This window comes from Pacificoceanicola algae (genome assembly GCF_049341065.1).
Taxonomy (GTDB): domain Bacteria; phylum Pseudomonadota; class Alphaproteobacteria; order Rhodobacterales; family Rhodobacteraceae; genus Pacificoceanicola.
This window is the reverse complement of record NZ_JBMPIX010000002.1, coordinates 127,335-142,603: the sequence shown is the minus strand read 5'-3', so window position 1 is coordinate 142,603 and position 15,269 is coordinate 127,335. Positions and strand designations below refer to the sequence as shown.

Here is a 15,269-nt window from a genome sequence, read left to right as displayed (position 1 = left end):
GGCACGCTTGGCCGGGCGGCAAAAGGTGATCTGCCGGGCTGACAGGCGGACGGGCAATTTTTGCGCGGATTTCAGCCGTATAGCGCCAGCATCTTCTGCAAATCGCGTAGGCTGTTTGCCTCTTGCGGGGACTTGTCGTGCCGCCATCGCGCCATGCGAGGAAAGCGCAGCGCGATACCGGATTTGTGCCGAGGACTGGCCTGAATCCCCTCAAAGGCGATCTCGAACACATGCTCGGGGCGCACCTGCCGCACGGGGCCAAAGCGTTGCAGGGTGTTCTTGCGCACCCAGGCGGTGATCTGGGCGAATTCGGCATCCGTCAGGCCGGAATAGGCCTTTGTGAAGGGCACCAACTCGTTGCCTTGCCAGAGGGCAAACGTGAAATCGGTGAACAGATTGGCGCGGCGCCCGTGACCCTGCTGAGCATAGATCATCACCGCATCCACGGTCAGCGGATCCAGCTTCCATTTCCACCAGTCGCCTTTTTTGCGGCCCGACAAATAGGGGCTGTCCTTGCGCTTCAGCATCAGGCCCTCGGCCTTCTTGTCGCGCGAGGTGGCGCGGATTTGCGCCAGATCGTCCCATTCCGCAAAGGCGATCATCGGAGAGACGCGCACCGCTGCCTCATCCGGAAGGTCGTGCAGCAACGCGTCCAGTTTTGCGCGGCGATCAGTCAATGGGATGTTGCGCAAATCCTCGCCCGCGTGCTCCAGAAGGTCGTAGGCCAGAAGGATCACGGGCGCTTCTTTCAGCAGCTTCCTGGGCACGGTTTTGCGACCGATCCGGGGTTGAAGGGTTGCAAAACTCATCGGCTGGGCGCCGTCCCATGTGACAATCTCGCCATCCAGAACCGTGCCAGGGGGCAGAAAATCCGCCGCGCGGGCAAACTCGGGAAAGCGGTCTGTGATCAGCTCTTCGCCGCGCGACCAAAGGTGATGACTGCCAGCGCGCAGGATCAATTGGCCGCGAATACCATCCCATTTCCATTCGGCCTGCCAGTCTGCGGGATCGCCCAGATCGCGCGGCAGACCGTCCAATTGATAGGCAAGGTAAAAGGGATAGGGACGGCTTTCATCGGCCTGCGGGTTGTCGGCCTCTATCAGGGAATGAAAGGTGACCGTTTCGGGCGTCCAGCCGCCCATAAGTTTCAGCGCCAGCGTCGCCTCGTCCTGCCCGGTGGCCGTGGCCAGCGCGCGGGTCATGAGTTTCTGGCTGACCCCAATGCGAAAGCCACCGGTGATCAGCTTGTTGAAAAGAAACCTTTGCGTCGCGTCCAACTGGTCCCATGCGGCAAGGATTTGCGCCTTCCTGTCTTCAAGTTCAACATTCGTTAGGTTTCGCAAATAATTGATCCAATGGGTTAATCCTTTGTTAGTGTTCTCCACCTCGGGCGGCAGGATCAGAGCGATGGTTTCAGCCAGATCTCCGACGATCGGATAGCTTTCCTCCAGCAGCCAAAGTGGCAGCTCCGCCCGTTCGGCGGCCCATTCGCGCAACTGGGTTGTGGTTACGGCGCGCTTTGGGCGCCTGCCGGAAAACAGCGCAATCGTCCAAAGTTTGTCGTGATCATCGGCTTGACTGAAGTACTCTGCCAAAGCCTCTGTTTTCGCTTTGGTTTTCGTGGTCTGGTCAATGCTGATGAAAAGCCGGGCAAAGTCCTGCATGTCTCAGGCGGCCTCGGTCTCGGGGCTATCGTCTTCGCCGCCGAATTCGGTCGGAACGACCTGCGCGTTATAGCCCAGTTCCAACAGGTGCCGCGCAAAGATCTCGGTGTAACCATGTGTGGCGTAGATGTTTTCCGCGCCGGTGGCTTTGATGGCGTCCAGCAGCCCCTCCCAATCGGCATGGTCCGAGACGACAAATCCGCGATCCGGGCCGCGCCGCCGCCGCACCCCGCGCAGCCGCATCCAACCGCTGGCAAACCCGGTAGACGCGCCTTTGAACCGCCGTGCCCAGGCGCTGCCAAGGGCGGCGGGCGGCGCGATTACCAGCGCGCCTGCCTGCGCTTTGATATCCATGTCGGGGGTCACCTGATGGGTGGTTGGTAAGTCGTACCCCTGAGCGCGCAGCACTGCGTTGGTGGCTTCGACCGCTCCATGGGTCAGGATCGGACCGATGCCTGGGTCGATCATCCGAAGCAATCGTTGCGCCTTTCCCAGCGAATAGGCCCCGAGCAGAGCATAGCCGCCCGCGCGGGCCTGCGCTTCCCACCAGCTGTTGATTTCGTTGGCCACCATTTGTTGCGGCGCCCATTTGAAAACCGGTAGACCAAAGGTGCATTCGGTGATGAAGTGCTGGCAGGAAACCGGCTCGAAGGCTTCGCACAAACCGTCTGGCGTGGTCTTGTAATCGCCCGAGACCACCCAGACCTCGCCCTTGTGGGCGACGCGGATCTGGGCCGAGCCGGGGATATGCCCGGCGGGATGGAATGAGACCGTGACGCCGCCAATCTCGCGTGTTTCGCCGTAAGCAATGCCTTCGGCGCTGATATCGCCCAGCCGGTGGCGCATGACGGGCAGGGCCGCATGGCTGCACAAATAGGCCTCGTGGCCCGGGCGGGCGTGGTCGGCGTGCCCATGAGTGATCAATGCGCGCGCAACCGGGCGCCACGGGTCGATATGAAAATCGCCGCGCGCGCAGTAAATTCCTCGGTCGGTAAAGCTGAGAAGAGGGTCCGCCATCCGGCAATTATAGGGCAGTGCGCGTGGTTTGCCAGATCAGGCGGTCAAGGCGCGCTTTCTTGCGCTGCCATCGAATAGCGCCAGCATCTGTTGCGTGACGCTCTGGCGCATGTCGCTGCTTTCCATAAGGATTTCATGTTCGCCCTTGTCGACCATGATCAGCTTTCCGCCGGGCCAGTGGGCCATGCGCGATTGGATACGTGGGATGTCGACGATCCGCTCATTTGTGCCGGTGAAACACAGGCAAGGCAGCGTTGGAGAGGGGCGGCGGGCCAGCATGCGGGTCTCGCTCAGCGCTTCGTGCAGCCAGCCCAGCGAAGGGCCGCCAAGTTGCAGCTCGGGCCGGGCAAGTATCTGACGGCGCATGTAATCCCACATTTCAGGGTCGGTGGTCAGCAGGTTGTCTTCGAACGGAGCGGAGGCGACATAGCTGTCGATGCCGGTGCCGGGGGCGTAATGATGCGACAGGCCCATCTGCTTGCTGCCCCAAGACAGCGCCCATGCGGCGGGGCGCAGCGGCTCGGCGATGCGGATACCCCACATCGGCCCGGTAAAGACGCAGGACTTCACCGGCAGCCCGTCCATCACGGCGCGCAGGCCTATGCAGCCACCCATGGAATGGGCTATCAGGTGCATCGGTTGCGGCAGTCCCAATTCAGCTGCCGTATGCAGCATTGCCGATACATCAAGCTGATAGTCTTCGAAAACATGGACATGCCCGGTGCGGGGGTCATTCAGCATCCGGTCGGCCAGTCCCTGACCGCGCCAGTCGATCGCCAGCGTGTGATAGCCTGCCGCCGCCAGATCGGCGGCGGTCCGGCCGTATTTCTCGACATATTCGGTGCGGCCAGGAAACAACAAAACCGTGCCCTGTGCCCCTTCACCTGCCGGATAATGGGCGATGCGCAGGCGCAGCCCATCGGAAGCCGTGATCCAGTATGCCCGCGAATGTGCGGGACCTTCGGCCAGATCGGCATGGAAAGGGGCAGAGGTCAGCATCGCTTTATCCTAGTAATGAGGCCAGCCGCATCGCGGCGCCCATATCACCATCCACAGTCAGCTTGCCCGACATAAAGGCGTTGGTCGGGTTCGTCTCACCCTCGAAAATCTGTTGGAACGTGTCGACATCCGCACTGAGCGTCACGTCCGCATCGTCATCACCAATCCGCGCGCCATCCGAATCGATCATCAGGCTGCCTTCATCGCCGAGAACGAATTTAGCGGTGCCATCAAACCCTTCGCCCGCCAGTTTTTCGTTCAAAGCCGTGACGGCCGCGGTTAGAGTCTCGCTCATAGTTTATCCTCTCGGTTTCGTGCGCTGGAAAATCGGCGCACAGGGGCTACACTGATGGCACACTATGAGCGCAGGCAAAATGAAGTTCAAATTTACCCTTGCGGCACTTGTTGCCCTAGTCATGATTTCCCTACCCTTGGGGGCATCGGCGGAAAGCCGCGCCGAAGAGTTGTTGCGACAGCTCGGGGCCGCCGAGGATGCGGCCGCCGCCGACCGATTGGAGCGGCAAATCATTGATGAATGGTCAAAATCCGGCTCTGCAGCGATGGATTTGTTGCTCAAACGTGGCAACGACGCGCTGGAAGTGCAGAAATTTGCCGAAGCCGCCGAGCATTTCCGCGCCCTGACCGATCATGCGCCTGACTTTGCGGAAGGCTGGCACGGTCTGGCCCTGGCGTACTATCAGGCCGAGCGTTACGGTCCTGCGATGGATGCGCTGGAGCGGGTTCTGGCGTTGAACCCGCACCATTTTGCGGCGCTGCGCGGGGTCGGCGCGGTGCACGAACAGACCGGTCATCCGGCGCTTGCCTATGAGGCCTATCAAAGGGTACTTGAAATTCGGCCGTATGATGAGGACGTAATGAAAGCGCTCGAACGGCTCGAACGCGAAGTGAAGGGCGTTACGCTCTGAATTAGGAAAGTCGGCCCAATGGCCCTGAGCGCACGGGTTGCGGCCATTCTTGGCCCGACCAACACAGGCAAGACCCACTATGCCATCGAACGGATGTTGGGGTACCGATCAGGGGTGATCGGTCTGCCGCTGCGTCTGCTTGCGCGCGAGGTTTACGACAAGATCGTTGCCATTCGCGGACCTTCTTTGGTGGCGCTGGTCACGGGCGAGGAACGCATCGTGCCGACGCGCGCGCAGTATTGGGTCTGCACGGTCGAAGCCATGCCCGAGGGCATGGGGGCCGATTTCGTCGCAGTTGATGAAATCCAACTTTGCGCCGACCCCGAACGCGGCCATGTTTTTACCGACCGCCTGTTGCGGATGCGCGGCACGCACGAGACGCTGTTTCTGGGCTCGGACACCATGCGTGGGCCGATTGCCGCGCTGGTCCCCGGCGTCGAATTCGTGCGCCGGGAGCGGATGAGCCAATTATCCTATACAGGTTCGAAAAAGATAAGCAGACTGCCGCATCGGACGGCTATTGTCGGCTTTTCGGTTGATAATGTCTATGCGATTGCCGAACTACTCAAGCGTCAAAAGGGCGGCGCAGCGGTGGTTATGGGGGCTTTGAGCCCTCGAACGCGCAATGCGCAGGTCGAGATGTACCAGAATGGCGAGGTCGATTATCTGGTGGCCACGGACGCCATCGGCATGGGGCTGAATCTGGACATCGACCACGTCGCCTTTTCCTCGTTGATCAAGTTCGACGGTCGGCGGATGCGTCAATTGATGCCGAACGAGCTGGCGCAGATCGCTGGCCGGGCAGGGCGCGGCATGAGCCACGGCACTTTTGGCACGACCGGGGACACGGGGCAGATCCCGGATGACTGGGTGGACGCGATCTGCAACCACCAGTTCACTCCGCTTAAGAAACTGAACTGGCGCAATGCCAAACTGAATTTCGGCTCTATCGACGCGCTGGACCGCAGCCTTGATCTGTCCCCGGACGATCCAAACCTTGTCAAAGCCCGCGAGGCGGACGATCTGCGCGCCCTGCGCACCTTGGCGGCCGAGGCCGAGGTTCTTGCCCGCGCCAGCAGTCCGCAATCGGTGCAATTGCTTTGGGATGTCTGCCGCATCCCGGATTTTCGCGGAATTTCGCCTGCGGAACATGCGGGCCTGCTCAGCGTTATCTTTCGGCACCTGCATGAAACTGGTATAGTGCCAGACGATTTTATGGCCCGGCAGGTCAAGCGGATCGACAGGACGGATGGCGACATTGACACATTGTCGAAACGTCTCGCCTATATCCGGACCTGGACCTATGTGGCGCAAAGGCGCGGTTGGACCCGTGACGAAACCCATTGGCGCGAGGCAACCCGCGCTGTAGAAGACAGCCTGTCAGATGCGCTGCATGCGGCTCTGACGCAAAGATTTGTAGATCGGCGGACCAGTGTTCTGCTTCGCCGGTTGAAACAGAAGGAGGCCCTTTTGGCCGAAGTAAACGATCAAGGTGAAGTGACCGTCGAAGGTGAATTCGTCGGGAAACTCGAAGGGTTCCGGTTCCGTCAGGACCGCGACGCGCAAGGCCAAGAGGCCAAGACACTCAAGCAGGCCTCGTTGCAGGCGCTGGCGCCGCATTTCCATTTGCGGGCGGACCGGTTTTATAACGCCCCCGATACCGAGATCGACTTTACCGAACAGGGCGGTCTGATGTGGGGGCAGCAAGCCGTGGGCAAGCTGGCCAAGGGCGATGATCCGCTCAAACCGCGCATTGTCGCCTTTGTCGATGATGAGGCAGGCGCCGATGTCGCCGCCAAGGTCGAGCGCCGCTTGCAGCATTTCATTGATCGCAAGATCTCGGCGCTGTTTGAGCCGCTGACCAAGATGCAGGACGATGAAACCCTGTCCGGTCTGGTGCGCGGCTTTGCCTTCCGTCTGGTCGAGGGCATGGGGGTGATCCCGCGCGCTGACGTGGCCGACGAGGTCAAGGCGTTGGATCAGGACGCCCGCGGTGCGCTGCGCAAGCACGGTGTGCGTTTCGGCCAGTACACGATTTTCATGCCGCTTTTGCTGAAACCCGCCCCGACGCGTCTGCGTCTGGTGCTTTGGTCGCTTGCCAACGGTCTGGACGAATTCCCCGAAGCGCCGCCTCCGGGATTGGTGACTGTGCCAAATATCGCCGAAGTGCCCGAGCAGCATTATACGCTGGCTGGCTACCGCAAGGCGGGTGCTCGCGCGATTCGCATCGACATGCTGGAACGTCTGGCGGACATGATCCGGACAGAGGACAGCCGCGCTGGCTTTGAAGCCAAGGCCGACATGCTCTCGATCACCGGGATGACGCTGGAACAATTCGCGGACCTGATGCAGGGCCTCGGTTACAAGGCCGAGAAGGGCGAACGCGAAAAGGTCAAAGCGGTGGACGCGGTTGTCGGCACAGATGGCGCCTCGGCAGAGGACAAGCCGGTGATGGACGCAGCCGCTGAGGAACCGGCGGGTATTGTCCCCGGCGCTGACGAGGTTCCCGCACCTGCGGATGTGGCCGAACCTGTGGCCAAGCTGGAAGATCTGGGCGAAGCGCCTGTGTCGGCCGAGCCAGCCGAAGCCGCACCAGAAACCCCGATCGCCGAGACCACCGAAGAAGAAATCCTGCCGGGCACTGCGCCCGATGCGGCGCTGGCTGGCCCCGAGATGGAGGTTTTCTACACCTTCACATGGGGCGGCAATCGCGGCGCCAATGTCAACCGTCGCGGCGGCGGACGTCCGCGCCGTGAGGGTCAGCAAGGGCAGGGCCAAGGCCAAGGTCAAAACCGCGGACAGGGCGGCAAGCCGCGCGGCAAGGGTGGCCCCAAGGGCAAAGGTGGTCCAAAGGGCGACCGTGGTCCCAAGACCTTTGAGGCGCGCCCGCCCCGCAAGGAAAAGCCGATCGATCCGGACAATCCCTTCGCGGCCGCGCTCATGGGGCTCAAGGACAAGTCCTAATTGGCTGAGACTCCCGGCAAAACCCGCATCGACAAATGGCTCTGGCATGCGCGTTTCTTCAAGACGCGCACGCTGGCAGCCAAGGTTGTCGCTGCGGGGCATTGCCGGGTGAACGGCACACGGGTGTCCAAACCGGCCTTTGCACTCACCGTTGACGATGTTGTGACCTTCCCAAAGGACAAGGATGTCCGGGTGATCAAGCTGCTCGGGCTTGGTGAGCGCCGTGGCCCCGCGCCAGAGGCGCAAGCGCTGTACGAAGACCTTGCACCGCCTGAAAAGAAAGAGCGCGCGCCAGAGGCCCCGAAATTCGAGGGCGGGGGGCGGCCAACCAAGCGTGATCGTCGCGAGTTCGAAAAGTCGCGCCGAGAGGCGCTTGAATGATCCTGCCCGGTGGTCTAGCTACTCCCCCAACACGTTCAAGACGGATGAGACACCCATGACCTATGTCGTCATCGACAATTGCATTGCCTGCAAATACACCGACTGCGTCGAGGTATGTCCCGTGGACTGCTTCTACGAGGGTGAGAACATGTTGGTGATCCACCCCGATGAATGCATCGATTGCGGGGTCTGCGAGCCCGAGTGCCCGGCAGACGCCATTCGGCCGGACACCGAGCCGGACATGGACAAATGGGTTGAGTTCAACCGCAAGTATTCGGAAATGTGGCCGGTCATTATCACCAAGAAAGACCAGCTGCCCGAGGCCGAAGAACGCGACGGCGAGACCGACAAGCTGACCAAGTACTTTTCGGAAGCCCCGGGCGAAGGCGGTTAAGCGATTCGGGCGCGGCACTGAAAACTTGGCCTCGTGACATGAGGAATGCCGTGTAGGCTACTGTTATTGCATGGATTAACCCGTTTTACGTGACCGCTACCAGTGGGCCGAATTTTGTGTTATAATGCTTGCATATATGGAACCGAAAAGCACAGGGTGCCGGGCTGCAGTGCAGTTTAGCGCGTAATCTGACAGTGATATAATTGGGTGAACGGAGGCAGATCAGTTTCCGGTCGCTCTTTTTGTCGCCTGTGCACAGTTGCGAGGAAGCGACTTACGATGAGCAAGGCCAAGAAATCCGAATTTCGTCCGAATGAATACGTGGTCTATCCCGCCCATGGCGTGGGTCAGATCGTGAACATTGAAGAGCAAGAGATCGCCGGCATCCAGTTGGAGCTGTTCGTGATCTCCTTCGAGAAAGACAAGATGACCCTTCGCGTGCCGACACACAAGGCCACCGAAGTGGGCATGCGCTCTCTCAGCTCGCCGGATGTGGTGGATCAGGCAATGAGAACGCTCAAGGGCAAGGCCAAGGTCAAGCGGGCGATGTGGTCGCGCCGTGCCCAAGAGTACGAGCAGAAAATCAACTCGGGCGATCTGATCGCCATTGCCGAAGTGGTGCGCGACCTGCACCGCGCCGACGATCAACGCGAGCAGTCTTATTCCGAGCGTCAGCTGTACGAAGCTGCGCTGGAACGTCTGACCCGTGAAGTCGCCGCTGTTGCCGGTGGGGATGAAGTGGCCGCCGCCAAGCAGGTAGGCGACGTTCTGGACCTGCGCGCAGCCTGATTGGCAACCGCATGATTTAAAGTGAAAGGGCCGTGCCGATCTGGCGCGGCCCTTTTTCAATCCGTTGCGCTTTTGTTGACGTGGCATTGGTGAGGGGCCAGCCCCTCACACTCCCCGGGGTATTTTGAACAAGATGAAGACGTGCGCGGTTCAGGCCGCATCGCTGTCTTGTTTTGCCCGCGCTTCCAGCGCCTCGTAGAGCTTGCGCTCAAGCTCCCTCTCCAACGCCTGTGCCCGCGCAAGGTAGGCCGGGTTTTCGGCCGCAGTTTTTGCGGGATCCCAAAGCGAGGCGAGTTCGCGAACCGTTTTTCGGTCGTGATGGAAAAAGGTCTCCTGCGCGATGGCGGCTTCGTATTCGCTCATCCCGACGTTTTCCAACACGTAGCGCCCGGCGCGCAGGGCGCTGTCAAAGACCTCGCGGACGATGTCATTCGCGCCGGCCTGATAGAGCTGGTAGACATGCGTCCGGTCGCGGGCGCGTGCCACGATATGCAGATCGGGACGGATGCGGCGGGCATAGGCGACCAGCCGGTTCACCTGTTTGGGGTCGTCCAGCGCCACCACCAGAACACGCGCTGTATCGATCCCGGCGGCGTGCAGCAGTTCCGGGCGGGTGGGGTCGCCAAAGAAGCCTTTGTAGCCCATCTGGCGCATCAACTGGATGGTCTGCATGTCGCGGTCGATCACGACCGCCTTCTTTCCCGCGCTCTGCAAAAGCCGATAGACCAGCTGACCAAAGCGTCCGATGCCAGCGATAATGACGGGGCCCTGTTCGTCAATCTTGTCGTCTTCGATGGTCTCACCGCCGGTCTCGAGCCGTTTTTCGACCCAATCGAACAGCAGAAAGAGCAGCGGCGTGATCAACATCGACAAGGCCACGATCAGCAAGAGGCGATCGGCAAGACGCTCGGTCAGAACCTGTTGTTGCAGAGCGAAGGAGATCAGCACAAAGCCGAATTCGCCCGCTTGCGCCAGCCCAAGCGTAAACAGCCAGCGCCCGCGACGGATCAACCCGAAAGAACGCCCCAAGACATAAAGGACCGCGCCCTTGAGCACGATAACCCCCAAGGCCAGTCCAACGATGATCACAGGTTCGCGCAGCAAGCCGTCCACGTCGATGCCTGCGCCAACGGTGATGAAGAACAGCCCCAGCAGCAGTCCCTTGAAGGGCGCGATGTCTGATTCCAGCTCGTGCCGGAATTCGGAGTTGGCCAGAACCACGCCCGCCAGAAAGGTGCCCAACGCCGGGGACAAGCCCACCAGTATCATCAGCGCGCCGATCCCGACGACGATCAGCAGGGCGACGGCGGTGAACATCTCGGGCAGGCGGGCCGAGTGGATGTAGCGAAACAACGGCCGTGCGCCAAAGACACCGCCAAGGATGATCGCCGCAATGGCGGCAAGCGTGACTAGTGCGACGCCCCAGCCCGGCAAGCTGTCGACCAGCGACATGGCGTGATGCGCATCGGTTTCGGAAAGCCGTTGGATCGAGCCATCGGGGTTCAGTGACACCGGCGCGACGGTCGCCAAAAGCGGCAGAATCACCAGCATCGGGATCACTGCGATATCCTGCGTGAGCAGCACCGAAAACGTTGCGCGCCCACCCGAGGTTTGCATCAGCCCCTTTTCGGACAGGGTTTGCAGAACGATCGCCGTGGACGACAAGGCAAGGATCATCCCGACGGCCAAGGAAGTCTGCCAAAGCATTCCCAGCATCGAACAGGCGACAAAGACGATTAGTCCGGTCAGCAGCAATTGCAGGCCGCCAAGACCGATCAAGCGGTGGCGCATATCCCACAGCGCGCGCGGCTCCAGCTCCAGACCGATGAGGAACAGCATCATGACAACGCCAAACTCGGCGAAATGGCGCAGGTCTTCGGGATCGACCACAAGGCCAAGCCCCGGTCCGATGATCAGCCCGGCCATCAGATAGCCAAGCACCGAACCAAGACCCAGTCGCGCCGCGATCGGGACGGCGATCACGGCGGCGGCCAGGAAAACCGAGGCTTCTAGAAGAAACGTGTCCATGTTGTTTTTTGCCCTTTGCGCCTGTTCCTGCATGATGGGCCTTAGCGGCGGGCAAAGGCAACAGCCCGAGGGCGGCTGAAACTTCAGAACTGCCCGATTGCGCGTCTTACCGCCCGGTCTTTGGGCGCTTGGACAATTGCGGGGAAATGCGGGGCCAGGCGTGACCAGCGCGGACTGCGGTCCAATGGCAACAAGGCGCGGAGATTGCCCATTTGCAGGCTGCCGCGCAGCAGGGCCCGATACAGCGGAAAGACCCCGGGGCGCAGATAGGGCGACCAATGGCAGACGCGGCGCATCGGCTGCGCAATGGGAAATCCCGCGCGGCGCAGGGCACGCAGGCTTGCCGGATCGTCAAGTTCCAGCGTCGTAAGGTTGCCGTGTATCAACCCGCCGTGCCCCAGCATATGTGCGTGGCGACAGGGCTTGCGGATTGCGCGTTCTAGCAAGAAATCGAACAGGTCGTTTTCCCGGCTGGTCACATTCAAGAGCTGGGTCTGGCATCCGCCCGCCATCAGGGCTGCCTTTGCTGTATCCTCGAACTCGGCCGCCGCCAGAAGGATTGCGCTGCGCACGGTGCCGGGGCGGCTTTGATGGATGGCGCGCAGGGCAACGCGGGCCCCCAGCGAATGCGCGACAATGTGGATAGAGCGCTCGGGCGCCAGTTTGTGCAGCTGTGCCAGCAGGTCGGCAAGTTGCTCTCCGGCGCTCGCAGCGCGCCGCCACGCCCGCCAGATTGTACCGCGCGCGTCCCAGCCAAAACTGATGCCCAGCCCTTCGCCGCTTTGGCCGCGTAGTCCAAGGTGCCGCGGCCAACTGACCACCCGCCGGCCCAGACCGCGCGGTTGGCGCGACAGGATGCCGGTATAGGGGCAATGCAGCGGGTCGCCGGGCTGGTATTTGTACCCATGCACCATCACCGTAACAGGACCGGGATCAGCGGCCAGCGCACGGCGCAACGATGGCACCAGCGGCGCGGTCGCCCCATGCAGGCGCATCTGAGAGGTGCTCGCATTGATTTGTAGAAGGGGCATGCCCGTGTCTCACTACATCTTGTGTGCTTAGCCTCTCAGAAGGCTGCGATGTATTCGTGAAGCTTTGGTTACACCTGCGTGACGCCCTTGATTTTATCGCGCAACGGATCTAAGCGACGTTCGTGGCGATTTGTTACCGGATTGCGGGCCACGTTAATCCTTCCGCTAAAAGGTCAGACGAAGGGCTCCTTTCGCTTTGACCGCGATCGGGGCTTTTTTATTGGGCCATTGCGCCCGGAGGACGAAGAGATGAGCGAACAAGGCAAACGACAGCAGGGCAAACGGACGAAACTGGTGCACGGCGGGACCAGACGCAGCCAGTGGAACGAGGTCTCCGAGGCGATCTTTCTGACCCAGGGTTTTGTCTACGAGACCGCCGAGCAAGCCGAAGCGCGCTTTATCAAGGTCGGCGAGGACGAGTTCATCTATGCGCGCTACGGCAACCCGACCATGCGCATGTTCGAAGACAGGATCAGCGGTTATCTGGGTTATGAAGATGCCTTTGCCTGCGCGTCCGGCATGGCGGCGGTCAATGGCGCTTTGACGTCCTTGCTGAAGGCTGGCGATCATGTGGTCGCATCGCGCGCGCTCTTCGGCTCGTGCCTTTATGTGCTTGAGGATATTCTGGCCCGTTTCGGGGTCGAGATCACGATGGTCGACGGCACCGACAACGCGGCGTGGGATGCGGCGTTGCGGCCTGACACGCGGCTGGTGTTCCTCGAATCGATCTCGAACCCAACGCTTGAGGTCATCGACCTTGCCTATGTCTGCAAGGCCGCTCATGCGGTTGGCGCGCTGGTTCTGGTCGATGACGCCATGGCCACGCCGGTCTTTTCCTACGCCAGGGACTGCGGCGCTGACATCGCCATCGTCTCGACCACCAAGCACGTTGACGGGCAGGGGCGGATGCTGGGCGGTGTGATCTGCGGGCCGCGTGATCTGATCCGCGGCCCGATCGAAGCCTATATGAAGCACACCGGCGGCGCGATGAACCCGTTTACCGCGTGGACGCACCTCAAGGCGCTGGAAACCATGGAGCTTCGTGTGCGTGCACAGGCTGCGGGCGCCCTGCAACTGGCCGAGGCTCTGTCCGGTCACGCCAAATTGAACGCAGTCCGCTACCCCACGCACAAGAACCACCCGCAGTACGCGCTGGCCTGCCAGCAGTCCGAGGCGGGCGGCACCGTTCTGGCCTTTGACGTCAAAGGCGGCAAGGACGCCTGCTTTCGTTTCCTGAACGCTCTGGAAACCGTTCTGATTTCCAACAACTTCGCGGATACAAAATCCATCGCGACCCATCCGGCAACCACCACCCACCAGCGCCTGCCGCAAGAGCAGAAAGACATGCTGGGTATTACGCCCGGGTTGGTGCGTTTCTCTGTGGGGCTGGAGGATGTGCAGGATCTGATCGACGATATTCTGGGAGCGCTTGAGGCGGTTTGATCCGCCGGCCTTCGGAATTAATGATCCGGCAGGTCGTTTTTCGCGTAATACTAGGCATGAATGGAAATTGTTACACGCAGTTCCTATCTATGACTAGAACGACGACGGGTGAGGGGGGATCCCCATGAACATGCATACGCCGGACATTGACCGGAAACCCAGCCGTGCTGAGGCTGAAGAGGCGCTGGCGCTGTTGCGTAAATGGGCAGGCGACTCGGACGGGGATGAGATCAACGATCTCGACCCTGTCGTGTCGCGCCTTGTCGAGACTGCCCCTGCGGACTATCCGGCGCTGCGTCGGGCCTATCCCGAAGAGTTCGAGGCCGATCCGGCCTACAAGGATACGCTGCCCGATCTGCAAAACGGGCCGTCCTCGCTGATCAAGGGGGCGAACCGGGCCATTCAGCACGTGGGGATTTCCAATTTCCGCCTGCCGCTGCAATACCATACCCGCGACAATGGCGATTTGACGCTGGAAACCAGCGTCACCGGGACCGTCAGCCTTGAGGCCGACAAGAAGGGCATCAACATGTCCCGCATCATGCGCTCGTTCTACACGCACGCAGACAAGACCTTCAGCTTTGAGGTGATCGAAGCGGCGCTGGACGACTACAAATCCGATCTCGAATCCTTTGACGCCCGCATCAACATGCGCTTTTCCTTCCCAATGAAGGTCAAGTCGCTGCGCTCGGGCCTGTCGGGCTATCAGTACTACGACATCGCGCTGGAATTGGTCGAGGTGGACGGGGTGCGTCGCAAGATCATGCATCTCGACTATGTGTATTCATCGACCTGCCCCTGTTCGCTGGAGCTGTCAGAACACGCCCGCCGCGAGCGGGGTCAATTGGCGACACCGCATTCTCAGCGCTCGGTGGCCCGGATATCGGCCGAGGTCAGCTCAGGCAAATGCCTGTGGTTCGAGGATCTGATCGACATGTGCCGCGCGGTCGTTCCGACCGAAACTCAGGTCATGGTCAAGCGTGAGGACGAACAGGCCTTTGCCGAGTTGAACGCTGCAAACCCGATTTTCGTCGAAGATGCTGCGCGGCTTTTTGCCCAAATCTGTCAGGCTGATGAGCGGATCGGCGATTATCGCGTTGTAGCGAGCCATCAGGAAAGCCTGCATTCGCACGACGCCGTTTCGGTGCTGACCGAGGGCGACTTGTTTGCAGCACAAAGCCTTGATCCGAAACTGTTTTCGACGCTTTTCCACGTCGGATAAGACAGCCTGTGACCTAGTCCCAAGCGCCCGCCTTTTGGTGGGCGTTTTTTGTGCACTATTGCCTGATATCGCCTTTGTGAGGCCAGCATTTACAGTATTCTCATGATTTCTGTGCCATGCTGCACGTGATGGGAGGAAACCGATTGTCCTACAGGAGGTTTCCGGAAATGCCGCGACACAACGTACAAATCGGGATGGGCCATGCATCCCTTGGAAGCAAGATCGACAACTACTTTGCGTCAATCGGGCTTGGCTTCAACCCCGGCAAGATGCGCAAGGCGCGCTTGCGCGAAATCATCGTGCTTGAGGCCGCCAGCGATGAAGAACTGGCCGATATGGGTCTCCACCGCGACGATATCCTGCCGCATGTTTTTCGAGATCTGTTGAACTGACGCAGCGGGCCGGTGGGTA

14 protein-coding genes and 1 riboswitch are annotated in these 15,269 nt (G+C 60.7%); of the genes, 8 read left to right on the top strand and 6 right to left on the bottom strand.

Annotated features, from left to right (window positions below; genetic code table 11):
• Window positions 1-71: 71 nt before the first annotated feature.
• From ACOYQJ_RS03195 to ACOYQJ_RS03180, 4 genes are read right to left on the bottom strand one after another with little or no spacing between them, the layout of a single operon-like run.
• Complete coding sequence (locus ACOYQJ_RS03195) at window positions 72-1,664, bottom strand: ATP-dependent DNA ligase (protein ID WP_422904561.1); 1,593 nt, start codon at window positions 1,662-1,664, stop codon at window positions 72-74.
• A 3-nt stretch (window positions 1,665-1,667) separates the two neighbouring features.
• Window positions 1,668-2,681 carry a ligase-associated DNA damage response exonuclease gene (locus ACOYQJ_RS03190; protein WP_422904560.1) on the bottom strand — a complete coding sequence of 338 codons (1,014 nt, stop codon included), beginning with the start codon at window positions 2,679-2,681 and terminating at the stop codon, window positions 1,668-1,670.
• A 36-nt stretch (window positions 2,682-2,717) separates the two neighbouring features.
• A complete protein-coding gene (locus ACOYQJ_RS03185) occupies window positions 2,718-3,680 on the bottom strand; it encodes an alpha/beta fold hydrolase (RefSeq protein WP_422904559.1) in 963 nt (320 codons plus the stop codon).
• A 4-nt stretch (window positions 3,681-3,684) separates the two neighbouring features.
• Entirely contained in the window at window positions 3,685-3,975 is a 291-nt protein-coding gene (locus tag ACOYQJ_RS03180; protein ID WP_422904558.1) for an SCP2 sterol-binding domain-containing protein, read from the bottom strand.
• Window positions 3,976-4,054: 79 nt separating this feature from the next.
• Between ACOYQJ_RS03180 and ACOYQJ_RS03175 the strand changes: the two genes are divergently transcribed.
• The 5 genes from ACOYQJ_RS03175 (at window position 4,055) to ACOYQJ_RS03155 (ending at window position 9,134) form a co-directional block, all read left to right on the top strand.
• A complete protein-coding gene (locus ACOYQJ_RS03175) occupies window positions 4,055-4,606 on the top strand; it encodes a tetratricopeptide repeat protein (protein WP_422904557.1) in 552 nt (183 codons plus the stop codon).
• 18 nt (window positions 4,607-4,624) lie between these two features.
• Entirely contained in the window at window positions 4,625-7,570 is a 2,946-nt protein-coding gene (locus tag ACOYQJ_RS03170) for a helicase-related protein (RefSeq protein ID WP_422904556.1), read from the top strand.
• On the top strand, window positions 7,571-7,951 hold the full coding sequence (locus ACOYQJ_RS03165) for an RNA-binding S4 domain-containing protein (RefSeq protein ID WP_422904555.1): 381 nt from the start codon (window positions 7,571-7,573) through the stop codon (window positions 7,949-7,951). It begins immediately after the preceding gene.
• Window positions 7,952-8,006: 55 nt separating this feature from the next.
• Window positions 8,007-8,345: a ferredoxin FdxA gene (fdxA, locus tag ACOYQJ_RS03160; protein ID WP_422904554.1), complete on the top strand. Its 339-nt coding sequence runs from the start codon at window positions 8,007-8,009 to the stop codon at window positions 8,343-8,345.
• 279 nt (window positions 8,346-8,624) lie between these two features.
• Window positions 8,625-9,134 (top strand): CarD family transcriptional regulator, encoded by a 510-nt coding sequence (locus ACOYQJ_RS03155; protein WP_422904553.1) that lies wholly within the window; start codon window positions 8,625-8,627, stop codon window positions 9,132-9,134.
• A gap of 150 nt (window positions 9,135-9,284) precedes the next feature.
• On the opposite strand, the gene ACOYQJ_RS03150 is transcribed toward ACOYQJ_RS03155, so the two are convergent.
• Window positions 9,285-11,162: a monovalent cation:proton antiporter-2 (CPA2) family protein gene (locus ACOYQJ_RS03150; RefSeq protein WP_422904552.1), complete on the bottom strand. Its 1,878-nt coding sequence runs from the start codon at window positions 11,160-11,162 to the stop codon at window positions 9,285-9,287.
• Between the two features lie 83 nt (window positions 11,163-11,245).
• Window positions 11,246-12,193, bottom strand: coding sequence for an alpha/beta hydrolase (locus tag ACOYQJ_RS03145; protein ID WP_422904551.1), 948 nt, complete (start codon window positions 12,191-12,193; stop codon window positions 11,246-11,248).
• A 112-nt stretch (window positions 12,194-12,305) separates the two neighbouring features.
• A riboswitch (SAM riboswitch) is annotated at window positions 12,306-12,382 on the top strand.
• Between the two features lie 60 nt (window positions 12,383-12,442).
• Between ACOYQJ_RS03145 and ACOYQJ_RS03140 the strand changes: the two genes are divergently transcribed.
• From ACOYQJ_RS03140 to ACOYQJ_RS03130, 3 genes are all read left to right on the top strand, one after another.
• A complete protein-coding gene (locus tag ACOYQJ_RS03140) occupies window positions 12,443-13,636 on the top strand; it encodes an aminotransferase class V-fold PLP-dependent enzyme (protein WP_422904550.1) in 1,194 nt (397 codons plus the stop codon).
• A 124-nt stretch (window positions 13,637-13,760) separates the two neighbouring features.
• Complete coding sequence (gene folE2, locus ACOYQJ_RS03135; protein WP_422904549.1) at window positions 13,761-14,858, top strand: GTP cyclohydrolase FolE2; 1,098 nt, start codon at window positions 13,761-13,763, stop codon at window positions 14,856-14,858.
• Window positions 14,859-15,025: 167 nt separating this feature from the next.
• Window positions 15,026-15,250: a hypothetical protein gene (locus tag ACOYQJ_RS03130; RefSeq protein WP_422904548.1), complete on the top strand. Its 225-nt coding sequence runs from the start codon at window positions 15,026-15,028 to the stop codon at window positions 15,248-15,250.
• The last annotated feature ends 19 nt before the right edge of the window (window positions 15,251-15,269 follow it).